Source organism: Kurthia populi (assembly GCF_042686175.1).
Taxonomy (GTDB): Bacteria; Bacillota; Bacilli; order Bacillales_A; family Planococcaceae; genus Kurthia; species Kurthia populi.
In genome coordinates this window covers 19,395-42,195 of sequence record NZ_JBHUOR010000130.1, presented here as the reverse complement: position 1 = coordinate 42,195, position 22,801 = coordinate 19,395, and the positions used below count along the sequence as shown (strand labels likewise).

The window sequence follows — 22,801 nt, the reverse complement described above, 5'->3', positions numbered from 1 at the left end:
CTGTAATATATGCACGACTATCACTTTTTTTATCAATTCTCCACGCACCAGGTGTTGTATTCACTACACGCGCTTTAATCGCGTCTAACTGTTCTTTATTCATCATGATCTCCTCCTATTTCAAAACTAAAAATATAATGGCCATCGTGATACAAAAAACAAGCACAGCAACCTCATACCAAAACTCATACTTATTCATTTTCAGTCACCCTTTTCATGTACTCACACGCATTGTCATAAATTTCTTTTGCTAATTTGTGCGATTCGCCATTTTCATACTGGCGATAATCATCATAAATATTCGTCCAACCATTTTTACCTAACAACACTGTCCAGTCATGAACTAAAAATGTTTTCGATTCTTCTGCGTTCAACCATTTCAAGATTTTTGTATTTCGAGTCCATCCACAATATTGAAGCAAGATATTCCGCATCGTTTTTTCAATTGCCGTTGCGCCGTTCCACGATTTAAACCATTTTTCGATGTCATCAAAAACTAATTCTGCAGCACTCATAGTTTCAGCTGGCACACGATCAGCATGCAATAATTCAATCTCGCCTGTGTTGAGTAGCTTCATTTCTGCGCCACTTTTCCATATTTTTGATAAAATCTCTAAATAATTCATGATTTCACCTCACAAGAGTTATCTAATTTCATAAAAGTTATTAAAAGTTACCGAAAGTTATCTTTTAGTAACTACTCTAAACCTTAGAGCCACAAGGGTTTGGAGCGTTTCGGTTATTTTAGTTACCCTCGCAGGGCATTGCGCTCTTATATATATATATTTATTTTTTATTTTTTTAGTAATATAAAACAAAAATAACTAAAGTAACTTAAAAGCTAACTAGCCTTAGAGCCACAAGGGTTTGAGTAGAGTTACTTTATTTTATAAAAAGTTATTTAGTGATGAAAAACGGGACTTCTTCACTATGGTTTTGTAACCTATTTTGATTTTCGGTAACCTTGTCAGTTGGCGCTCGTTCCAACAATGTAATTCCGAAAAAGAACATTTTATTTTTTGTACTACGTTTCTTAACGAATCCCTTTGTTTCCATCATTCGATAAAAAGCACGACTATTTTTGACGGCTGTATCACTATTTTGATAACTAAAACGGTCATATACTTGGTACAACTCTTTAGCTTCGATTTTTAAATTTTTATCTTTTTGGTCAACGTAACAACATTCAGTCAAAAATGGTGCAAGTAAATCCATTTCTTCTTTGTATGTGCCCGTCGCTACTGCTACTACGCTTGGTTCTTTCAATCCCGACTGCTGCCACTTCATACAACCTTCGACTGCCCAATTTAAAATACCTGGCATTTCTAAACTTAGTTTCTCTGGCAACTTTTTATCACGTAGATGTGATGGTAAATTGAGATTGAATGGTATTAGCTTCACTCGTCGCCAAATACCTTCGTCCAAACCGCCAATTATCGGCTTGTGATTTGTTGTAAAGAAAACTTTGAAGTTTGGTATAAACTCAAAAAATTCTTGTCGTAGGAATCGCGCAAGGACTGGCTCTCCACCTGTAATTTGCTTCACGAATGATTCAGATAAACGTTCGCCTTCTTCTGATTCAATCGCTGACACAAAGCGTGAACCGACCAATCTGGCAATATCATTGTTTGCGCCTGTTTCCTTCTTTTTGATAAACGTGTCGGATTTGGCTTGTTTACCGTAGTCACCGACCAAATCTTTAATTGTATTAATAAATGTTGATTTACCATTACTACCACCTCCGACTAAAAACATCATAATTTGTTCTGAAATGTCACCAGTTAAGCTGTAACCAACAAGACGCTGCATGTACTCCTGCAGCTCTTTATCACCTAAGAAAATGCTATCTAAGAATTTGAGCCAATTCGGACATTCTGCATCTTTGATAAATTCCACGTTCGCAATTTTAGTTAAATGCAGATTACGGTCATGTGGCATGAGCTCACCTGTTTTTAAATTAACCACACCATTTTGCACGTTGAATAAGTAATCATGCTTATCAAATTCTTCTCGTTCACCGGGTACAATTGGCATTAAATCCTTAATACTATTCATACGGATATTTCGCTTTTCACAATATCTCGCCCACTTTTGCTCGCCTTCATCTTCCGATTTGTACAATCCGCGTAGCACCTTCGCTGTGATCCGTTCGATTTCTTTTTTGTTATCAACATTCCAGCGCTTGCCATCCCAAAGCATCCAACCGATTTCAGAAACATATTTAATGATATGGCCGTATTCGAATGCAATACGTTCAGCATTCCCTAATTCAGTTAGACGGAATTTTTTCTTTTCTTTTATTACTTCTTCTACTCGCTTATCATCCACAGACTCCCCAGTAATGTTAAACGTGAAATCATCGTACTGTGTTATGTTGTCTAAGATTGTGGAAGGTGTAGAAGCTATTGCTTTTGCGATTGTGCGCTCGCCATACGTTTCCCCCGTCTGTGTGAAATGAATAACATCCCACTTATCACGCATAAGATTACTTTCACGAAACATTGCATCCATGCGAATAGCGCTTTTGGCAGTCCAAAACGCTAAGTGATTACATAAAGCTAAATCGTCACTACTTCTGTCACCACTCGATTCACCATTGAACAAGGCTCGGATTTCATCGCCATTTCGACTACGGAACATTTTCTCCCACAGCTCTGCATTCGAGAATTTAATTTCATCTTTTTCGAAATCCGCTAAATTTACTCGACCTTGAATGTCGCTGTCGTCAAAATACTGTTCAAACACTTCTGCAAGCTCATCTGTACGTTCGTAAATTTCGTTGCTATTCTCGCGATCACCAGTAAACGTAAAGAACCGGCCGTACTGATAAATTTCTAATCCATGTTGTGTATTTTTTCTGCCCGTCCCCATCACCGACTGTGGAAGATTACCGCGAATAATGATGTGAATACCGTTCCCACTTGGACTAAATTCAGTGTATGAATCAAGCGTATCGATAATTTCAGACGCGAACGAATTTGCTTGGCCGTCCACAACGCACTTATCAATATCGACTCCGATTAAATTATCCTGGCGACTAAAAACAAAACCGATGCCATCAAATTCATCGTATTCGGTATAAAACTTTACTGCTGTTGCAAAGGTGGACCATGTATTTCGATTGTTCGCTTGTGCTGCAGAACCATCTGCTTGATATGGCACTTTTGTTTTCTTACCGTTACGGTCCTCGTATTTCCAAAGCACCCATTGTGCCATCATTTTCAGCTCGTTCGGAATTTCATTAAAGTTGTAATGCTCTCTCATTTTTTCACCTTCTCTTTTATGTAGAAAGAATGGGCTATATACCATTTTTCTTTCTTTAATTCTTCGATGTATTTTTTGTGATAAGGTGTGACAATTACTTCATCTATTTTTCGACGTAGCTCAACATATTTAACTTTTCTTGTTTTAACTTTTTCCTCAAAAATAGTAATGCCATTTTTATTTTTCATCGATTTCACCCCATTTTTAGCAAAAATAAAGAAGCCTATCGCTAGACTCCTTATTTTTAGTTGTTCGTTTTAGAACGGTAAATCATCTTCACCTACTGATACTTTATCGTTTGCTGCGGCACCGGTAGGGAATTTTGTTTCATCGAACCAAGTAACTTTCGGATAAACTTTACCTTCTTTATTAGGCTTATGTTTTACCGTTACCAGAACATTTTTGTTCAAGATTTCTTTTTCAACTTTTTCTAAATCCAATTCCTGTTTACCGCGATAACCGCATGCTTTTAGGAAAACATCGCGTTTACGCTCTGTTGATTCAGCCCACTGGCCACTGCCGATTAAGTAAACAGTGTTATAAAGAATCTTTGCACCTTGATGATCTTGTACAACGTCAGAACGAATTTCAACACCTACCGAAAAATTTGGTTCACCGTTAAACTCCTGTAACTCTGCGCTGATGATTGTTGCTTCAAATTTTCCCTCTTTGACCATTTCAAATTCTGATGAAACTGCATTTTCTTCGTTGAATGTAATTTTAAAACCCATTATTTATCTTCTCCTTCTGCTATCGTATTGTGGATAATTAATTCTTCTTGCAAACAACCTTTACGTGCGTCTAAATGATTTTTTGCGTATACACTTTGATTTCCTTCTAGCATGAAACCGCGTGTATCATCTGCTTTCTTGATTAAGCGCGCTACTACGTGCTCAACACCCATGATGTGATTCACGATTTTATCACGAATATCTGGAATGAATTGATTGTAGATTTGGCCACTTTCTTCTGTGATTTGTCGTGTTGTTTCCCACGCTGTAAAGAATACATTTGCATCTAGCTCGTTGAACATCACGACCATTTCGAGTAAATGCGTGTCATACAATGCATAATCTTTTAACTCTGGCATTCCAGACTTTGTATTGCGTCCTTTGGCCATGAGCCATAATTTTTGATAATGCGTTAAGTTATCAATGAAAACATTGTCATATTCTGCAATGTGCATTTTCGCATGTGAATAAAATTCTGCAATGCTTTTATGAGGATGTTCTGTATCAATTTGTGCTACATCTACATTGTCATATCCACTTAATACCTGTGCTGTACCATCAATGTCGAGTACCAAAGTACGACCAGGTAATAGTGCAGCTACTGTCGTTTTACCAACGCCTGGTTTTGAATAAATGATGCCTTTAACATTGGCGCTTTTCTTAATGTCTTTACCGTTTGTAATTTCCATGCCTTGACCTACTTTCTAAATTAAAATGGCGCTTTATCTTCTGCAGCTACTTCGCCTGGTGTATCTTCCACATCAGCAATATTCATTTGACCGTCTACTACATCATCTTGTGGACGAGCATCTTCCATGATTTCCTTCGGTGTTCCAAACTGGAATGTTAAATCTACTAAAAAGTATTGACCGTATTTGTTGTACTTTTCACTGATTTTATTCATTACGAGCGCATCTTTTTCTTTTGCAGCAGTTACAATTTCTTCTGCTTCTTCGCGCGTATCTGCATAATGCTGTTCTTTTTGATTGAGTAATTTCTTAGACAAAATTTTCCCTCCTATTAACGAATAGATAATGATTTATTAACTTTTAGCGTCGCGCCTTTTACTTCGTTGCCTAATTTTAAATACTCGGTTAATGCTTTGCTATCTGCTTTAATTTCAGTTTTGATGAAATTAATCGGTAGCTCATTTACATCTTCCACAATTGCTGACGCACGTTCGATAAAGTAAAAACTGAATTTATCAGTTTTAACACGTTTCTTTCCTTTGTCATCATCTTCTACGAGTTCAAGCGTTGACGACATAGCCTCTTTCATGCGTTTCACACTGTTTTCTAGTGAGCGTCTGCGTTCAGACAAACGTTTTTCTTCTGCTTTTAAACCATCAATATCTGACTGTATATTTTTGATAACCATTGCATAGCCTTCTAGCTTATCAGCTATTTCAAGCTCAACTGATTCAAGCGTGTCGCCTAGATCCATCCCATCCTCAATCATTTGCTGAATTTGAAGTAAATCACCTGTTAATGCATAAAGTGTTGCCATTATGGTTCACCTCTTATATATTTAATGTGTAAAATATTTTCTTAACTGCCTGTTACGACTGCAATCGTTTCAGGCTTTTTTCTTTTTAACACTGCAAAATGTTTTGGAAAAGAAACCGTACCAGCGAAAACACTTTTATTGAAACATTGAAGTGAACTTTGTTTGTATTCAAAATTTTTCTTTTCATTTAAATACACTCCAACTCTAACAAGTTCAAAACCACGTTCTTCTAAATCTGCAATCGCAACTTGTAATTCCTTTTCATTTTTCCGTTGAATGGTTATAGGTGCGTTTTTATTTTCATTGCGCCATCCCATATCATTCCACCACTTTTAATACTTCATATAATCCAGCAAGCATACCAGCAACTTCATGATATTCATCACGACGTTTAACCGAAATATGGCCATCATCAGACTCAACAATTTTATGTGCCAATTCGTTATGCTCATTAGTTTTGGTTTCAATCATCTGGCTAATTTTTGCTATGGTTTTTTCATTTTTGCCATGCCAGATAACTGCATTATTTAAATCTGCATGTTCGTTATGGTCCATCTTCATGATGTAATTATTGTCATCTACAAAGACTAATTTACCGTTATCTAAACGGTATGTAAGTTTGTTGATACAACCCTCATGGTCATATGAGATTTCTGTGACTTCAAAGCTACCTTCATCGTTTACGTAAATTGGATACATTATTGTGAACCTCCTATTTAGCAGCTTCAGCTACAGTTAAGATTTTTTTAATACCTTCTGGACTAAACCATTTACCAGCAACCATAATATTTTCATCCGATACTTCACCAGTTACTACACACGCGTTACTTGCAGCATATTTACGTAAGATGATTCGATCTTCTTCTGTGAAAATTTCTACTGGATCTTTAACTTCTAATCCTAGTGAACGACGTAATTCAATTGGCAATACGATTCGACCTAACTCGTCAATTTTGCGATTGATACCTGTTGATTTCATTAGTTCTCACCTCCTTGTAATGAGTAATCTGCGTTTGTGTCATCGATGATTTTTAAACCTTCCGAAAGCGAATGGTCCATATAGCAATGAATATCACCTGTATAGCATTCACCTTTCCAATTCCGGCCTGTAATAACTTCTATCTCTGTATCATCGCCAGGATAAATAACATGCCCAGGAACCATACTATCTGGTTGTACGGCCTTTAAAATGTCTGGTGGTAATTTTTCAATGATGTCTAATGCTTTTGCCAGTGCAATTGCTTCACCGATGTGTTCATTAAACACTTCACCTTTTTTACACTTTGCTTTTCCTTTTCGCTTTCCGTTTACAAGACTTAATTTAAATTTCACTTTTCTTTTTTCTGAATCAATCGTTGTTTCACTACTGATTATTTCATTCATCCATGAAAATGTTTCTAATGAATCTTCCACAAACTCTTTCGCCATTTCGATTGCTCTGGCGCGTTTCTGATTAGCAGTGAGATGATGACATGTTTTATTACTATATGAAGCAACGTCCTGTTGAACGCTTTCTTGTAGAGTAACGATGTTTGCTTTTAATTGATTAGCGAATGCTACGTTTGCTTCTGCATTCTTTTTCATTTCTTCAACCATTTTCACTGTTTCTGCAAAATCCATTACTGGAGTTACCATGTATTGTTCTTTAGTTTCCATCGTAATTACCTCACTTAATATCTAAGATTTTTTTAATATGTTTAATATGTTCTTGCGCTTTTGGTCCATCTTTACGACCTTTCAAAATATCTGTAAGATAGGCTCCAGAAATTCCGATGATCTTTGCCAAATCATTTTGTGACATCTTCTTTTTGTATAATTCAGCCCTAACACGTACCGCTAATTCTATTGACATTTCTTTGTACACCTCGATTTTTAATAAATATTTTATTTTTAGGATTAAACAGTTCATTTTTTTGGGTAAATAGATAATAAATTAGCTAATGCTATTGTTTTAAATTAGCATAAATGCTATTATGAAAGCACAGTTAAACAAGACCTACAAATACTATTAAATCAATGTTCCGCACCGCCAAATGCTCAAATGATTTATTGTAGTTCCTTTTTTGTACTCTTTTTTAGCTAAACAATTAGCTTATGAGAAAAGTATAATAGCATTTATGCTAAAAGTCAAACTTTTATTAACTTAAATGCTATTTTCGTTTTCTTATAGGCTCATGAAAGGTTGATAAACATGGGTTTAGTAGAAAAAATTAAAAAATTATGCGATGAACAAAATATTACATTTGCAGAGTTAGAACGAAGAATTGGAATTTCTAACGGTCAAATTAGAAGATGGGATAAAGTTTCCCCTAAAAATGACAACTTATTGAAAGTAGCAGAACACTTTAATGTATCTTTAGATTACTTGAATAATCGAACTAAAATACGATCAGTAGTAGACCAAAATTGTGAAGAAAAAGAAACACATACGATAGCAGCCCATATCAAAGATGATGTAACAGAAGATGAAATGGACGACATAAAAAAATATATAGAGTTCTTAAAGTCTAAACGTCATTAATAAAGGTGGGCTAGTCTAATGAATAAATTCGAGTCTTTAGTAGATGAATATTATAAGAGAGTACCAATAACAATTGATAAGAGAATGCCAATTGGTCTTTCTGGGATCTATACTTCATTTCATGGCATTTTGCTAAACGCTAACCTTACACAAAATGAATACCATTCCGTTTTAGCAGAAGAAATCGGACATTACGAAACAACGGCCGGAGATATTATTGATTTAACAAATGTTCAAAATAAAAAGCTAGAAATTATTGCCCGTCGTTGGGGATATAAAAAAATTGTCACATTAGACGATTTAATAGAATGCTATGAAAGATACATAACAACTGTGGAAGAAATATGTGCTCATCTTGAAATCGTTCCAGATTTTTTGGAAGAATGTCTAGTCCATTACCGCCAGCAATATGGACAAGATGTTTTCTATGAAGATTATTTAATCATATTAGATCCACTCGATATAAAAAGAAAAAAGGACTTAGCTTTATAAATAAAAGCTAGGCCCTTTTCTATTTTTTACATTTGTCTATTTATACATAAATGTCTAAATGTCTTTTTACATTTTTGATTTAGCGATTATCTCAATTGCTTTTTGCGTTGCATCATCAAATGTTGCTAATTCTTTTTGTAGCATTTTATTAATCAGTTCGTCCACATTCTTTAATGACTTGAAGTCCTTCACCGCATTTAGCGTTGCGCGTGTGCTAGGTGAAACTTTGATTGATACATTACCTTCTACTTTTTTCTTTTCTGCGTTCACTGGTGCAGCTACTACTGCATCATCTGTGGAAGATTCAAAAGGTTTTGTTGGCGCTGGTGCCGGCTTTCTAATTAAGTTGTTCATGTTGCATCTTCTCCAATCGTTCTAAGAATTCATCTGTTAGCGTTTCATATACAGCATGCACACGTTTATCATGCACATCTTTTTCATTTTCTGTAATGCCGATCATATCCCATCTTTTCAGACGTTCCATGTGCTTCACAACATTTTTGAACATATTCTCTACTCCGAAAAGTTCTGTAGCATTTGCTAATGTCGCTTCATCTACCAGTCCGCCTTTTTTAAGTATCACTGGCAGAACCCCGTACACTTCAACGTAGTGTTGATATTCGTCCACAAACACTTGTAACTCTTTCACAAAGTTCTCTGCGCCATCTAAACTTCTATCTTGGGTCTGCAATACAATTATCACACCGTCAGACGCGTATAACGCTCCGCTAGTGTACACGCTAAGTGTAGGAGGAACATCGATAAGTACGAAATCATAATCACCTTTAATCGGCTCTAACAAGGCGTTAAAATAACGTGCCCGTTGCGGACGTTGAGCGCCAGGGAATTTATCTTCAAGAAAATCTGGATAACGTGTGAAATCTGTGAATGATGGAAGTAAATCTAAGTTAGTTTTGATTGGCGTTACGATTTGTTTTAAATCACCTTCACGCATGGCTGCCATTAATGTTTTTTCAAAAGGTGCTGCATGGCCATTGATATTTTCATAAGTTTTTAAAAGAATGTTTGTTGCATTAGCTTGCGGATCCTGGTCAACTAATAATATCTTGTAGCCTTTTGAAGCTAATTCATAAGCAATCATTGTGCTATTGGTAGTCTTGCCAGTACCGCCTTTAAAGTTCGCAAATGTAATAACCTTAGTCACGTAAATCCCTCCAATTTCCAATATAAATATAGATTAATAGAAAAATGCCTAAATGTCTACATAGAAAATTACATTTTTACATAATTCTATATAAACATATCTACATTTGTACATTTTTCTATAAATTGTTTCATGTGAAACATTAGTCTTTATATTGTGCATTAATTTTACGTACTTCTTCTGCAAAGTTAATAGCTTGCTCATTTGATACAGTCTCGTCCACATGCTTTTTGTGTGTCTTGTCTTTAAACCAAGATGGCAACTTAGATTCATCTACTTGTATAACTGGCTTAGAATGGCTTGTATGGCTTTGTTTTTGAGTATTGTAAATAATGCTTGCTGTGTATGCTTCTAAATCATCGGCACCGTAATTTACTGATTCTTGTAATGCATACATGAAATGCTCGTCTGTAAAGTTGATAATGTTCTTTTTAGCTTTTTCAGCTAGTCGAATTAATTTGGTTACTAATGCATCTGCTTTAACGACATTTAATAACTTACAAACCTTACCGTACAGATTGACCGGGCCTTCTTGTTTTGGTTTTAAATCTTTAGAGAAAGAGAAACGAGAGAAGAAAGAGAGTGATTTCGTTTTTGGTTTCTCAATAGCTGGTGTATCAACGTTTTTAGCGATTTGAGGAAAGCCGTCTAGCTGTTCATCAACTTGGCCGTCTAGTTGTTCGTCAGTAGTAGCCGATTCAACTTGTGATACATTATTTACTCCTGGTACAGCAATCATAACTTTGAATAAATCAGCCATGATTAAATGTGCCTTTGGATGACGTAGATCTACAAATACATAAGCACCCGCATTGCCATTTCCGATTTGGCCAATATAAAATTCTTGTGAAGCATGTAAACGTAATAAACGAACAGTTTCTTTTACTGTTGTCGCACCAACGCCACGCTTACCAGTGTTCACTTTGATAACGTTCTTCTTTAAAGTATCAACGTGTGCAACGTATACACCTGCTTCAACTGATTTGAAAACAATATCGTCCACAACATTTTGCTTTTGTGCTGAAAACTCGTCATAGAAAACATCGCCAATGTTCGCTACTAGAATACTCATGCGAATTTGTTTAGCTGTTTTAGCTTTGCCAGAAGGTGCTTTTGTCCACTTGTTTGCTTTATGCATTTTAGTTGTTAATACATCTTTATTAAGTTTCATTTTCCATTTCTCCTTTTGGAGAACGAAAAAAAGCGTGGTATCGGATTACTTTTCGATACACACGCTTCGAGTCTTGTTAGACTTTTAGAAGTAAATTAGCTTTTAATACTTGAAATAACCCCTAAAATGATTTATCATAATAAGCAATTAAGTAAGCATTAAAAGCAAGTGAAAGTGCGTATCGTAGTTCTAGTACGATATAGCATGTTGGGTAGACGTTGGCGCGAATACTCAACCGCTTGCTTTTTTTGCGTTCATTTTTAAGTTGTTTTAATAATAATCTAAAAAAATATATTTTGCAACAGCTAACAAAAAAAGTCAGTAATATTATGACTAAAAACTCTATAAATTCATCTAAAGAATAATAATTTCATATTACGCATTTTTTGTGTCTGAAATGAAATTTTAGTGCTACGATTCGAAAAAACGAAAAGGTGGCAATTCTAATGGACACAGCTAGAAAAATTAAAATACTGTTGGCTGAAAATGATATGACTGCAAAAGATTTAGCAGAAAAGATTAATCTTAGTCAACCACAGATGTCACGAAAATTAAAACGTGGAGATTTTTTAGAATCTGAACTTATGCTGATTGCTGCAGCTTTCGATGCTGAAATTGAAGTTAAATTTACTTGGCCAAACGGCCGTAAATTTTAATACATAGTTTGAGTCGTATATGCGACTCTTTTTTATTGTCTAAAATTTGCTAGTGTGCAGCGCACCGATTACAATGTTGAAAAATGGAGGTGTCAATATGATTGATAACAAAATCACTAAAATGTTTGCGGCTGGTGTAAGTCTTCCAGAGATTTCGGCAGAAATGAATTTGTCATTGGACCAAGTGAAACGTTTGAAACGATTATATAATTATCAAGAAATTGTACGCCCTCTCGTATCACCGTCATCGTTTAATGCGTTTGAACGACTTAACCAAAGCGTTTTTGCGTTAAAGCCGCTAGTAGATTCTGGGGATGAAAAAGGACTTAATGAAGTGTTAGAGCAAGTTGATGATAAAACTTCACGTACTGATTTAAAAAGGCTTGTCGATTCATACTTAGCTAAACAAAAACGAATTAGCGAGCTTGTTATCCAACAACAACAACGCTTTGAATATATAGAACAACAAGAAGTGCAAATCAAAGAAGAGTTAAAATGCTTAGAAAAGCAATACGAGCGTCTACGAGAGTTTATGAATCTACCCAAGCAATATCCTAAAGCCATTGAGAAACTATTGTTTAAATACGTAGTGCCTTTTCGCGAAGGGTACGCATTAAGGCGTAGATTAGATAGTAATTTTAATAAGCAACTTAAAAAAGAAGGCGTAATCGAATTAAATGATTATATATGGCTTATAAATTCGCTTGAATCATTTGTCGATATGCTATCTATTCGCATTAAAAATGGTGGCGCAATTGAATGGGACTATCAAAAAGAATTGAATAGAAGTCATTTATTTGGAATTTCACAAGATGATGAATATAAAGCTATTAGAAAATATGCTTTATCGATGGATGAAGTAAATGCACAAATTGCTGAACAGACTTCGTACATTTTGGATTTTGAAGAAGAAAAGAAAGATATGATCCGCGAACTCACTAAAATAAAAAAATCTAACATTCGGTCTTGGAACGAACATGCAGTCATTAGTGATAGTTTGAGTGACCGTGAACTACTTAAACATAAAGAGCTGCAGAACCAGGCACTTAGGTGGCTATACACACAAGGTTATGTGGCATGCAGTGAAATAACATTACCTAACAAAAAGCGTGCAGATGTAATTGGTTATAAAAATGGACATGTGATAATTATTGAAGTGAAAGCAAGTTTGGAAGATTACAAACGTGATAAAAAATGGAAACAGTACCTTAACTGGTGCGATGAATTTTATTTTTTAGCTACGTATACATCTGAAAAATATGAAAACGTCGGTTATTTAGAAACGTATGCTAATTCTGTACAAATAATCGAGCACGACGAATTAAATCATCAGTGCAACGATTATATTGTTGTATGTGATTTGATTAATCGCACATTATCAAAGCGTTTTATTTACGGATTTTAATAATAGTGCGTAGCGCACTACTTGCGGTTGCTTAACAGTAACCGTTTTTATTTTGAAGTCACGCAAGAACATATCCGTTAAATCAAATGCTTTTTGATACGCTAAAAGTTTTTGAATGTGATAAGTAGTGAGAGATTTCTTGCGATAGATTTTCATAGCTGGATAGTGTGAGTGCTGCACAATGATGTAATTGTCATGCTTTAGTAATGTTTGACGATTCATGTTTATCACTCCTTTTTCTAAATGTAATTTAATTCCCATAAATATACAATAGTAAATTTCCTGTATTTGCTATTACTCATAACCCCGTCTTATCAGTACATGCAATAGCTTATCGTCCACACGACTATTCCATGAGTTTGTGGAAGAAAAGATAACTTATAAAACTTCTATTAATCACCGATATAACTGCGTTTACTTAAATTAACCTATCAAAAAACATTTGGACATTTTTCTATATAGACATTAATGTCTATATGTATTTATAGAAAAAGACATTTTTAAATGTGTATAAAATACTGTTTTTTTATTAAAAATAGTGTAAATTTAATAAGTACAACATATGGAAAAGGTGGGGTTATTTTGAGTTTTTTAATTATAATTTTAGTATTAGCTATAGTCATATCATTACTTTTAGGCTCAATAACATTAATTTTAAGTTTATTGAGAAAGAAAAAGAACAAAGTTACCAAAAGATATTTTCTCATAGCAATAGTTGCTTTTATCATTCTTATAGGTGTATCAATAGCTTCATCACCAGATGATAATAATTCTACAAACGAGAAAACTGAAGTAAAACAAGAAAAATCAATAGAAAAAACAAGCGATGAAAATATTAAACAAGAGAAAAAAAATGAAGTTACTTCTGTTGACTGGAAAAAAGAAATTAACAATATTGTTAAAACAGATAAAACCCCAACGGAAAAATTCGATGCAGTAGAAGAATTTGTATCTACTTATCCAGCATCCGAAAAAGAGATTGAAGGATTTGCTGAGGATATTATTAAAAAATATCAGAGTGGAAATTATTTAGATATAAGTGAGAAAGAATATTTAACGCAAATTTTCAAATCATCTGTAGTAGAAAAAAATTCTTCTGAAGATATGAAAGAATTTGCGTTTGATTACTGGCAAGTTCAAAAATATGTATATCGTGGTGCTGAAAAGCCTAATAGCCAGTTTGTAGAATCGAACGAATATCAAATGAATAAATCTTTACAATCAATCAAATAAGATAACGGCTGCCACTGGGCAGTCTTTTTTTGTGCAAATAAAAAGCCATCATATAGATGGCTAAACATGAAATAACTGAACACATTTTCAATTATTTATAATTATTTTAACCCGAAATAGAACAAAATAATAGTTCTATTTGATTATTATTTCTAGAAATAAAAAAAGCCCCATACCTTCTACATGACTGTGGAAGATACGGGGCTTTCTTATTTAACTAATGCGCAGTAAATTTTACGTATTTAGAAGATGCTGTAATATATAAACCACTTTTTAATAGATACATATTGCCAACTTTTTTAACAACAGTGAATACTTCACCTTTGTTTACTTGTCCATTTGGATTCGTCCAACGTGCTGTATCGTAGTAATTCAAGTCGTTCACAAGTACTTTGATTGTGCCAATTGATGTGTGATAGCCTTTTACATTCTTCTTGTTTGCAGTGATGTAGCCTTTTGCTGTTTTCAAGCGTGGCGTTTTCCCATCGTACTCGATACCAGTAATCGTGAGTCGCGTACCTTCTGGATAACGTTTAATCGTTTTCTTCAACGTAACATCTTCATACAAACCGATTTCTCGTAATGTCACGACACGATTTGGCGTGTACGTATAAAATTTATCGCTTGTTGTATCACCTTTCAATTTACGCGCCACTTCGTTTTTAAAACGTGTCCAATCGCTCGGACGTGCAACAAATGGTGCCGGACAATTCTTGGCTGTTACATCGTAGTGACGATATAAATCATGTTGATTCAAACCATATTTTTTACATAATTCTACGACTACATCTACTGTGCGATTAAATGTCTCTGTTGAGATTGAACCATTCTTTTCTAGGCACATTTCAACACCTACTGTTGTCCAGTTAGCATTTTGGCCAAGTTCAGCTGCAGCACCTCGATAAGCCTTTCCTTTCACATATTTTTGTACATCGTTTGCTTGATAAGTGAGCTCATTCAATGGCACAATACATAACGCTTCTTTGGCATCTACAAATAAATGAGCACTTGCATAGCGACTACCGCCTCCATCTTTGCCATCAAAAAATGATGCATGATTGGCAGCTGATGCCCCAGGATTTGCTGTGTAATGGACGATGATACCTTTCGTAACTGAACGCTTTAACCCTGGTCGGCTAAATTGATTCACAACTACATAATTATTTTTAATTTGTGACATTATGCTTCCTCCTTTTTCTTCTCGTGTTCCTCAATCACTTGCTTATGTTCTTTTGCTTTTTTCGTTACAACATACGTGTTCTTCCACACGCCATAGATAATCAAGATAAATGGCACTGCAGCGAGTAACGCATTCGTAAATGCTTCAATTGACTTATCTGTAAACCATGCAAATTCAAACCCTAATGTCTGCAAAAATAAAAGGACTGCTCCAAGCAATCCTCCGAATAAAGCAATGTATTCTTTTAGTTTTTCTGTATTCATAATTTCCTCCTTTTTATTGACCTAAGACGATCGCCATAATCGCTACAATGACTGAACCGATGATGGATGTACCTGCCCAGAAAACGATTTTGTCATGGCGATCAATACGATGATGAGCGCTTTTTGAACTTGCTCTTGCTTCTTCTGCAATGTCTTGCGCTAAATCGGCTTTTGTTTCAGCACGTTGCGCAGTATTACGTAATTGATTGATGTTATCTAACTTTGCATCCAGACTTCCTAGTTTCTCGAAAACCTCTAGCATGACTGTTTTTTCTTCTGCCATGTGACACCTACTTTTCTTCATTTTGACCAAAATAAAAACACCCTATAAGGTGCGATGATTAAGCGTAAATTCCTTCGTATGTGCCACGACGTTCTAGCTCTGCAACTACTTTATCGCGATATAATGTCGGCACTAAGATAACGCCTGTTTCTTTTGATTTTTCTTCACTTACTGTTCTGATTCCTAACTCTACTAAATCTGCATAAATAATAACCATTATTGCATTCCTCCTAAAATTAATTCGGCTAATTCAGCCATGCTCTGTTTGATTTGTTGATTTTCGGTTTTTAGTAATTCCATTTCGCTTGGTGGAATATCTTCTAAAATTACTTGATGAGGTGTTACTGATACATCTACACCGATTCCATCAGTTATTTTCAGCTGCTTACCTTCCGGAATATCTACCCATATAAAAGGAACTCCTATCGGTTCTCTTGGTGCAGGTTCTCCATTTCTGGTAGATATAATATAACCTTCGTTGTCGTGAATGATTAATGTACTCATTTTAAGTCCTCCTATTCAATCGCTATCCATTGGTAAACTTTATCCCCTGTAGATACGGGTAAAGAAAAACCACCTGAATTTACAGTAAAGTAAGGCGATTTGATGAAATTTTTCGAATATAAGTAATAATTTTCAGTACTCCAGTTAATAAGTGGTTTTGAATTGTAAATCGCCGGATAGCTAACACCTGTTGATTCTATTGCAATAATTATACTTGGTGTGAATGGTAATGATAGACCGTTTACACTTAAAGTACTCATACTCTCTGTACCATTGGATGTTCCGACTGAGCTGGACCCAGATGAAGAAGTAGCTGTTCCACTTGCCCACCTTTTACCTTGCACGAGCGAACCAACAACTCCAAAAATATTTTTACCACTCAAAATATTAGCAGAAATTAAATCTGGATCACCTAAAATTGTTTGAGTGCCACTTAAATATTGACCGCTTGTAATTATTTGATTTGTTGTTCCTGGTGTATAAGTTTGAGTAGTCTTACTTGGAATCGTACCCACAATATCTCCTGCATCAGTACTTGCTGTTTTACCAGAGAGAAGGTCAGATGCAATTGCATTACCAGAACCACCTTCACCCTGTAAGATAAAATTTACGCCATTGTATCGCACTTGATAAATCGCATTAGCTTTTAAGTTATTTACTGCTGTACCGTTAGCTTTTACAATAGCTTTAGCACCGAGATTGTTGATGTTTAATGTAGTTGCACCATTGCTTTCTGTTGTGTTTTTAAATGCAACTAACATACCTTCAACATAAGCAGACACATTGCTAATGGTCATTGTAAGAGCATTTGTCCCACTAGCTACACCATAAACTCCGTGAGTAACTAAATCTGCTTGATGTAGAACAAGATTGTTGCTTACATCGGCAACCGATTCTTTTGTTGCAAAGCCACTTGTATCAATCACTGGAACATGATTGTCCGTGTATTGCTTTGCTTGCTGTAATATTTCAGCATCTTTAGCTTCAACTTGTTCTGTAGTAGAATATCCACTTAAATCAACTGGTGGAATTTTCGAGATTTCTGCATTGGTATAATCTCTGGCGCTTTGTAACGTGTCAACATCTTTCATATCCGCGTAATCTTTCGCACTTTGTACAGCTGTAGCAGTTTCTTCTTTTGTTGATAGCGCCGATAAATCAATGTTTCCAACTTTACCGTCTGTATAATCTTTAGCAGATTGTAGTGCGCTTGCATCGCCAATTGCACGTTTAGTCGCTTCACTATCAATACGCGCTTTCAATGTATCGTGTTGTACGTTCTCTTCATCTGTACGGGATTGAATTACTTCATCATTTGTATTGCCTTCGGTTAATTCATTAAATCGAATTTCCACACTTTCAGCAGTTGATTTCGCACTATTTGCTGTCGATAAGGCATTACTGGCATCAGTTTTTGCCTTCGTTGCATCATTAGTTGCTTGCGTAGACAATGCTTTAGCACCGTCTGCTTGTGTCATAGCTTCACTTGATGCAGCAGTTGCAGTCTGTGCTACATTTTTCGCTTCATTTGCTACTGCTACTGCATCTGTGGAAGATTGCACAGCTTGATTTGCATTTGCTACTGCACTTTCAACTTGTGATACGGCGTTTTCAGATGCTTCAACAGCTTGTGTTACATGAGTTTTCGCTTCATCTGCTACCGTTTTAGCATCTTTTGCAATAACTAACGTTTCAGCCATATCATCTAATAATGACTTGATACTGATAATCGGAATGGTTTCCCCAACTTCATTAAACGACTTTTCAATTAGTAATCGTTGTGTACCGGCATTTGGGGCAATGTGTAGCTTATTATCTGCTGTTGTTAAATTGACTTGAATGCTATAAGTACCGGCTGGCAATTCACTTGATAGTGTGAACGAAAATATATTCATTTCTTCATTTATAATAGGTGTTTCAGTTGAATAAAGTGAGCCGTTAGAGCCGATTTGTACAGCGATTGTCGTGAATTGTGATAAATCAATACGTTGCTGTTCTTCGTCTAATACAGCTAATTCAACTTGTGTAGCGTTATCGGTACTTTTTAAAGTATCAATATCATTTACCAGTAGTAACTTCATTTACCTCGTCATCTCCTTCTTTTGCTGCTTGTGTGATGGCTTGTTTCAAAGATTGATTTTCCGTCTGCAAATGTTGAAGGATTTCTTGGTCCTCACTTATAATTGCTTGTAATTCTGCAATTAAAATAGCATCATCCGCTGTGGACGATGCCATATTTTTAATTACACTATTAAGGCGTGTAATTGTTGCTTCATATTGCTCTGTTGTTTTTTCTGCCATTATGCCACTTTCCTTTCTAGTTCTTCCACACGATGTAGTAGTTGCTGAATCGCGCGACTGTTAAGCCATGTGCCTTGCGCAACTAAAACACCTTCGCCTTTTGTATCTGCAACCTCAACTGGTGCTTCATCTAAAATTAGTCCGACGTATGGGCGATCTATACCTTCAATATCATCTAGATATTGATATTCTGTAATACGCATGCTATTAATAATCGCTAATGCATCGCCTTCGTATGTTTGGATGTTTTTCTTTAACTCACGTTTTGATGTTTCCACTAATTTTGCGCATGTCATATTCCCTGAAATTACAACATTACCTGTTGTACCACCAATTTTAATTGCGTCACTCCAGGAATTGATATTTGTGCTATTAAAATAAAAGTTCCCAATCCCTGCTGTTACAGCGTTGACACGATTTAAGTCAGCTAATTTTGCATAGATGTCGTACATATTATAATTTTTATCAGATACATAGAGTGAACCGCCTGCTGGATTAATAAAGATATTACTACCAACAGTCGACTCTAAAATAATATTTCCACTCGATGCAAGTACAAGTGAGTTAGCTTGCGACGTATAACCATCAGCAAAGAATTCAATAACACCGGATGCAGAACCGTTATTATCAGCATCCATCCGCGTTGAAATACCTTTTGCACTGTAATAGAGAGCGTTCGTATTCCCTCCATCCAGTTGTTTCATTTTAATATAGCCGACTTTGGCTTCAAGTGAATGATTCCCAGCGTATGTTTTTCCACGCCAGTTATTCGAAAAATAACCAAAACACGTCATTTGTTGACCTTCAATTTTTGTATAAGCTGTATTCGCGCTATTGGCACTAATAATACGCGGTGCAACGAATGTATCAGCTACTTTTACCGTACCGTCTAAATAAATGGCTTTCCCGGCAATATAAACACCCTTATCAGCTTCAACACTGATTTGACTAATAACATCACCTTTTTGTACACGTAAATTAATGCGGTCACTCATTTGCGTCATAATAGACGCTGTACCATTGTTCAAGGAATTTACTTCCGAACGCAGACCACTGGCTGTTAATGTCAAAGTCGTTAATTCTCTTTCAGCATTTCCGACTCTTAAAACTAAACCTTCCATTGATTGAGCAATTCCACTAATACGGCCATCGTTTTCTTCGTACCAACCAAGCGCTTCAACTCGATTATCGATGATAGATTGTGTTACTGTGGCGAATGCTGCATCATCTTGTTGATTTCGTTCTTCGACTGTCTGCTTTAAATTATCCATCGATGTATTAATACCTTCAATTTCGTCTAATAATTCTTGATGTTTTTGTAGCGTATCATTTTTTAATTCATCGATTAAATCGGGATCTAGCTTTTCAATGTCGATTTGTTGTAGTACCCATTTCTCGCCATCCCACACATACAACTGTGGAGGGTTAGTCGATGTGTTTAGCCATTGTTGCCCCTCAACTGGAAATGGTGGTGGCGTGGGTCCTACGTGGATGTCAGTATTATTACTAAGTGAAACTTTACTTGTCGCTTTGACTCGTTTTTCTTTCATCACGCACCTCCTGCATATTGGCGAATAGGACGATTATTAGACTGGGCACCAAATCGAATCAATTGAATATCGTTCAAATCAACACTAATTGCAATAACATCGAATAAGTCCTCATTAACAGTACCGATGATACGACGCTCTTTATCATCTGCATCACCTGCGGAATAAGAGCAATTCGTTAAAATCGTTGGTGTATTCCCGAACCCTTCACGCTTGGCCACATCACGATGTTTGTGACCGGCAAAGAAACTTATCAACTTACCAGGACCTCGTTCGCTGTAATCTACTTGAATAGTGACTGGATAATCATTATTTTTATTAGCAGTATGCAGTGCATCTTTTGTCGAATCGTATGTTGAACCAGTGCGCCACGCATTAAATATTCCTGACATAACTTCATCATTAAGGGCAGTCCAATCACCATTATCAACGGTACCATTCAACCCATTGTGGACGAATACAGCAACACCATAATTACTTGGTGTTTGCTTTAAAACGTCTGCTACATATTGAATTTGTTTTGCTTGAAATCCTAAATATTTGCGTGATTGATATTTTACTTTTTTTACATCATCCAGCAAGTCATAACGCAAATCCCATGCGTCGATTACGATGACACGCAGTTTTTTATCTTCCACATCGTAGTAGCTATAGATTGCATTATCTTCACTGTTATAACTAATGTCATTTTGTAAATATTGATTTTTAAAGATTAGAGATAATTCGTTAGGTTTAATTAAACCTTCACCCTTTGCACCGTATTGTCGTACATCACCAAGACCATTATCATCGTGATTCCCTTTCGTAAACATTACGGGGCAATCAGACTGATTTAACATAGCAGTTACAGCCTGTAAATTAGAAAGAGTGAGCGCTTTAGATGTTTTACCATCCACTAGATCACCACCATGTACAACTAAATCACAATCAACCTGGTGTGTAATTTCAACAACGTTTCGGATATGGTCCATCGAGCGCAATTTAGATTGTGTATATTCCATTCCATCTGTTGCATAGTGCGTATCTGTAATAAAAGGAATGATAGCATGCGTATTTTGTAAGGCTTCAATTTTCTTTACCGTATCTTCAATTGCTGTTTTAAAGTAAGTTGTAGCAACAAAGTTAAATGAATCGTCTAAAAAGTGACAATAAAAATCACAGTTCTTGGCATAATCTTCACCCGTCACTGTGACAGTATTACCAATATTCTGTTGCGCCATTTCCCATGCTGTATCGTGTTCACCTGTCTTACGATAAATCTTTTCCCACACGTATTGTTCTTTTGTGCCGTTCACTCGAATATTATCTTTGTAAACTACTGCTTCAAGTACTGCATCGCCAGTCGTTTGAAGGTAACCGTTACGTGCAATTAAACCGGCGCTTGGACGGATTTCAATACGATAAACAGGCGATAAACTATTATTTAGCGTTGTTAAATCGGATTGTATTTTTTTAATTTCATCTGGTGTATTGTTTACTAACTCTACATATTCACCTAAAATAACTTTGTTTTTTGTTGGATCACTAAAAGATGTTTCTTTTTCAATAATACGAGCACCTACTGTAAGCTCTGGTGCCATTTCAAAATCGACTGCTCTTACACTATCACCTAGCCAAACCGGTTCTTCATCTGTATAACCAGCCATCTGATTGAGTAAGGCAGTATCAATTTCATATTGGTATTTTGGGCGATTGCATTCATTTAATTCTTGTCGTGCAGCAGAATATAAAGCTGATGGCGTTTCAAGTTCACTATATTCAACAAACTTTACTAGATACTCACGACCACCGTTATATAAATCATTGGCAGCACTATCGTAAATCGTATCGCTACCATTATTCATATCTGTAAATGTAATGCCATCTTTTCCACGAGCTTTTATCGCTGTATAAAGTTCTGCATCAGATGCACGACGCGTGACACCCACTAAATCTCTACGATATTCAAAACGTTTACCTGTATCGTGTCGTCCGCGTTCTTCCACAAGATCAAAACACTTATTAATGATTTTATTCGCATCGTTTAATTCTACATAAGCATCAATTTCTCCACGATAATCTTTACAAATTTTTTGAATCTCTCCTTGTGCCGTTGTAGTGCCATCGAATTCTTGTGCGATTAGTTCACCTAACCATTCCGCATTTTTAATTTGCCAACCACTATTACTTAAACAATGTGCGAATGCATCGCGAAAATTGACTGTTCCAATTTTGGCACGTGGCACTAGTGTTTTTAATAAATCATGTACAAATGCATTTTCTGCATAAGCTGTTTTCACGTGTATATCGCCTAATAGTGCATCTTCTACATCATAAATACGAAACAACCGGTGCTTATAAGTTTCATCTTGAAATACTACATAATTCCCTCGCACAATGTGCTGTGATTCTTCTTCATTAGCTGGTACGCTAAATTGATACGTGTCATAAAAATCCTCTAGTTTCTCTGTACGCAAGTCATCGTAAAATGGACAAGAATGCGTACTATCATTGCTTAAAACGGCCACTGTTTTATAATCGTCAGCAGCATAACGACTTGCTGCATCTGCTTTTAAAATGAGTAGATTCATCGGTTA

The 22,801-nt window shown here is 35.8% G+C and carries 30 protein-coding genes; 5 read left to right on the top strand and 25 right to left on the bottom strand.

Features of this window, described 5'->3' with window-relative positions; genetic code table 11:
* Window positions 1-191 precede the first annotated feature (191 nt).
* From ACFSY7_RS15695 to ACFSY7_RS15640, 12 genes are all read right to left on the bottom strand, one after another.
* Complete coding sequence (locus tag ACFSY7_RS15695; protein WP_380148590.1) at window positions 192-626, bottom strand: hypothetical protein; 435 nt, start codon at window positions 624-626, stop codon at window positions 192-194.
* 271 nt (window positions 627-897) lie between these two features.
* Window positions 898-3,264, bottom strand: a complete 2,367-nt coding sequence (locus ACFSY7_RS15690; protein WP_380148589.1) for a phage/plasmid primase, P4 family — start codon at window positions 3,262-3,264, stop codon at window positions 898-900.
* Window positions 3,261-3,452, bottom strand: coding sequence for a hypothetical protein (locus ACFSY7_RS15685; RefSeq protein WP_380148587.1), 192 nt, complete (start codon window positions 3,450-3,452; stop codon window positions 3,261-3,263). Before ACFSY7_RS15685 ends, ACFSY7_RS15690 begins: the two co-directional genes overlap by 4 nt.
* A 69-nt stretch (window positions 3,453-3,521) precedes the next feature.
* Complete coding sequence (locus ACFSY7_RS15680; protein ID WP_380148586.1) at window positions 3,522-3,995, bottom strand: DUF669 domain-containing protein; 474 nt, start codon at window positions 3,993-3,995, stop codon at window positions 3,522-3,524.
* Window positions 3,995-4,684, bottom strand: coding sequence for an AAA family ATPase (locus ACFSY7_RS15675; protein WP_380148585.1), 690 nt, complete (start codon window positions 4,682-4,684; stop codon window positions 3,995-3,997). Before ACFSY7_RS15675 ends, ACFSY7_RS15680 begins: the two co-directional genes overlap by 1 nt.
* Window positions 4,685-4,704: 20 nt before the next feature.
* Entirely contained in the window at window positions 4,705-5,001 is a 297-nt protein-coding gene (locus tag ACFSY7_RS15670) for a hypothetical protein (protein WP_380148584.1), read from the bottom strand.
* 14 nt (window positions 5,002-5,015) lie between these two features.
* On the bottom strand, window positions 5,016-5,501 hold the full coding sequence (locus ACFSY7_RS15665; protein ID WP_380148582.1) for a siphovirus Gp157 family protein: 486 nt from the start codon (window positions 5,499-5,501) through the stop codon (window positions 5,016-5,018).
* A gap of 41 nt (window positions 5,502-5,542) precedes the next feature.
* On the bottom strand, window positions 5,543-5,818 hold the full coding sequence (locus ACFSY7_RS15660) for a hypothetical protein (RefSeq protein WP_380148580.1): 276 nt from the start codon (window positions 5,816-5,818) through the stop codon (window positions 5,543-5,545).
* A 1-nt stretch (window position 5,819) separates the two neighbouring features.
* Window positions 5,820-6,200 (bottom strand): hypothetical protein, encoded by a 381-nt coding sequence (locus ACFSY7_RS15655; RefSeq protein WP_380148578.1) that lies wholly within the window; start codon window positions 6,198-6,200, stop codon window positions 5,820-5,822.
* Between the two features lie 13 nt (window positions 6,201-6,213).
* Window positions 6,214-6,480: an AbrB/MazE/SpoVT family DNA-binding domain-containing protein gene (locus ACFSY7_RS15650; RefSeq protein WP_380148577.1), complete on the bottom strand. Its 267-nt coding sequence runs from the start codon at window positions 6,478-6,480 to the stop codon at window positions 6,214-6,216.
* A complete protein-coding gene (locus ACFSY7_RS15645) occupies window positions 6,480-7,157 on the bottom strand; it encodes a hypothetical protein (protein ID WP_380148576.1) in 678 nt (225 codons plus the stop codon). Before ACFSY7_RS15645 ends, ACFSY7_RS15650 begins: the two co-directional genes overlap by 1 nt.
* 10 nt (window positions 7,158-7,167) lie before the next feature.
* Window positions 7,168-7,353, bottom strand: a complete 186-nt coding sequence (locus ACFSY7_RS15640; RefSeq protein WP_380148575.1) for a helix-turn-helix domain-containing protein — start codon at window positions 7,351-7,353, stop codon at window positions 7,168-7,170.
* A gap of 339 nt (window positions 7,354-7,692) precedes the next feature.
* Between ACFSY7_RS15640 and ACFSY7_RS15635 the strand changes: the two genes are divergently transcribed.
* Both ACFSY7_RS15635 and ACFSY7_RS15630 read left to right on the top strand, forming a co-directional pair.
* On the top strand, window positions 7,693-8,022 hold the full coding sequence (locus tag ACFSY7_RS15635) for a helix-turn-helix domain-containing protein (RefSeq protein ID WP_380148574.1): 330 nt from the start codon (window positions 7,693-7,695) through the stop codon (window positions 8,020-8,022).
* A gap of 18 nt (window positions 8,023-8,040) precedes the next feature.
* On the top strand, window positions 8,041-8,514 hold the full coding sequence (locus tag ACFSY7_RS15630) for an ImmA/IrrE family metallo-endopeptidase (RefSeq protein ID WP_380148572.1): 474 nt from the start codon (window positions 8,041-8,043) through the stop codon (window positions 8,512-8,514).
* Window positions 8,515-8,580: 66 nt separating this feature from the next.
* Here the strand turns inward: ACFSY7_RS15630 and ACFSY7_RS15625 are convergent, their stop codons facing one another.
* The 3 genes from ACFSY7_RS15625 to ACFSY7_RS15615 form a co-directional block, all read right to left on the bottom strand.
* Window positions 8,581-8,868, bottom strand: a complete 288-nt coding sequence (locus tag ACFSY7_RS15625) for a hypothetical protein (RefSeq protein WP_380148571.1) — start codon at window positions 8,866-8,868, stop codon at window positions 8,581-8,583.
* Window positions 8,852-9,679: a ParA family protein gene (locus tag ACFSY7_RS15620; protein ID WP_380148570.1), complete on the bottom strand. Its 828-nt coding sequence runs from the start codon at window positions 9,677-9,679 to the stop codon at window positions 8,852-8,854. Before ACFSY7_RS15620 ends, ACFSY7_RS15625 begins: the two co-directional genes overlap by 17 nt.
* Before the next feature lie 142 nt (window positions 9,680-9,821).
* Window positions 9,822-10,850, bottom strand: coding sequence for a hypothetical protein (locus ACFSY7_RS15615; RefSeq protein WP_380148569.1), 1,029 nt, complete (start codon window positions 10,848-10,850; stop codon window positions 9,822-9,824).
* Window positions 10,851-11,296: 446 nt separating this feature from the next.
* Here ACFSY7_RS15615 and ACFSY7_RS15610 point away from each other — a divergent pair, with 446 nt between their 5' ends.
* Both ACFSY7_RS15610 and ACFSY7_RS15605 read left to right on the top strand, forming a co-directional pair.
* Window positions 11,297-11,506, top strand: coding sequence for a helix-turn-helix domain-containing protein (locus tag ACFSY7_RS15610; protein ID WP_380148568.1), 210 nt, complete (start codon window positions 11,297-11,299; stop codon window positions 11,504-11,506).
* A 97-nt stretch (window positions 11,507-11,603) separates the two neighbouring features.
* Window positions 11,604-12,911: an MmcB family DNA repair protein gene (locus ACFSY7_RS15605; RefSeq protein WP_380148566.1), complete on the top strand. Its 1,308-nt coding sequence runs from the start codon at window positions 11,604-11,606 to the stop codon at window positions 12,909-12,911.
* On the opposite strand, the gene ACFSY7_RS15600 is transcribed toward ACFSY7_RS15605, so the two are convergent.
* Window positions 12,885-13,133, bottom strand: a complete 249-nt coding sequence (locus ACFSY7_RS15600) for a hypothetical protein (protein WP_380148564.1) — start codon at window positions 13,131-13,133, stop codon at window positions 12,885-12,887. The genes ACFSY7_RS15605 and ACFSY7_RS15600 overlap by 27 nt on opposite strands.
* Before the next feature lie 360 nt (window positions 13,134-13,493).
* Between ACFSY7_RS15600 and ACFSY7_RS15595 the strand changes: the two genes are divergently transcribed.
* The gene (locus tag ACFSY7_RS15595) at window positions 13,494-14,144 is read left to right on the top strand and encodes a hypothetical protein (protein WP_380148562.1); all 651 of its coding nucleotides are present in this window, start codon (window positions 13,494-13,496) and stop codon (window positions 14,142-14,144) included.
* Window positions 14,145-14,361: 217 nt separating this feature from the next.
* Here ACFSY7_RS15595 and ACFSY7_RS15590 read toward each other — a convergent pair whose 3' ends face one another.
* The 9 genes from ACFSY7_RS15590 to ACFSY7_RS15550 are packed head-to-tail and all read right to left on the bottom strand — an operon-like array spanning window position 14,362 to window position 22,795.
* Window positions 14,362-15,324: a DUF5776 domain-containing protein gene (locus tag ACFSY7_RS15590; protein ID WP_380148561.1), complete on the bottom strand. Its 963-nt coding sequence runs from the start codon at window positions 15,322-15,324 to the stop codon at window positions 14,362-14,364.
* Entirely contained in the window at window positions 15,324-15,587 is a 264-nt protein-coding gene (locus tag ACFSY7_RS15585; protein ID WP_380148559.1) for a phage holin, read from the bottom strand. Before ACFSY7_RS15585 ends, ACFSY7_RS15590 begins: the two co-directional genes overlap by 1 nt.
* A 13-nt stretch (window positions 15,588-15,600) precedes the next feature.
* Window positions 15,601-15,891, bottom strand: a complete 291-nt coding sequence (locus tag ACFSY7_RS15580) for a hemolysin XhlA family protein (RefSeq protein WP_449274629.1) — start codon at window positions 15,889-15,891, stop codon at window positions 15,601-15,603.
* A 37-nt stretch (window positions 15,892-15,928) separates the two neighbouring features.
* A complete protein-coding gene (locus ACFSY7_RS15575) occupies window positions 15,929-16,087 on the bottom strand; it encodes a CD1375 family protein (RefSeq protein WP_380148555.1) in 159 nt (52 codons plus the stop codon).
* Entirely contained in the window at window positions 16,087-16,374 is a 288-nt protein-coding gene (locus ACFSY7_RS15570) for a hypothetical protein (RefSeq protein WP_380148554.1), read from the bottom strand. The genes ACFSY7_RS15575 and ACFSY7_RS15570 overlap by 1 nt, the downstream gene beginning before the upstream one ends.
* An 11-nt stretch (window positions 16,375-16,385) precedes the next feature.
* Entirely contained in the window at window positions 16,386-18,455 is a 2,070-nt protein-coding gene (locus ACFSY7_RS15565; RefSeq protein WP_380148553.1) for a hypothetical protein, read from the bottom strand.
* The gene (locus tag ACFSY7_RS15560) at window positions 18,433-18,675 is read right to left on the bottom strand and encodes a hypothetical protein (protein WP_380148552.1); all 243 of its coding nucleotides are present in this window, start codon (window positions 18,673-18,675) and stop codon (window positions 18,433-18,435) included. The genes ACFSY7_RS15565 and ACFSY7_RS15560 overlap by 23 nt, the downstream gene beginning before the upstream one ends.
* Window positions 18,675-20,225 carry a gp58-like family protein gene (locus ACFSY7_RS15555; RefSeq protein WP_380148550.1) on the bottom strand — a complete coding sequence of 517 codons (1,551 nt, stop codon included), beginning with the start codon at window positions 20,223-20,225 and terminating at the stop codon, window positions 18,675-18,677. Before ACFSY7_RS15555 ends, ACFSY7_RS15560 begins: the two co-directional genes overlap by 1 nt.
* Complete coding sequence (locus tag ACFSY7_RS15550) at window positions 20,225-22,795, bottom strand: phage tail spike protein (protein ID WP_380148548.1); 2,571 nt, start codon at window positions 22,793-22,795, stop codon at window positions 20,225-20,227. The genes ACFSY7_RS15555 and ACFSY7_RS15550 overlap by 1 nt, the downstream gene beginning before the upstream one ends.
* Window positions 22,796-22,801 lie beyond the last annotated feature (6 nt).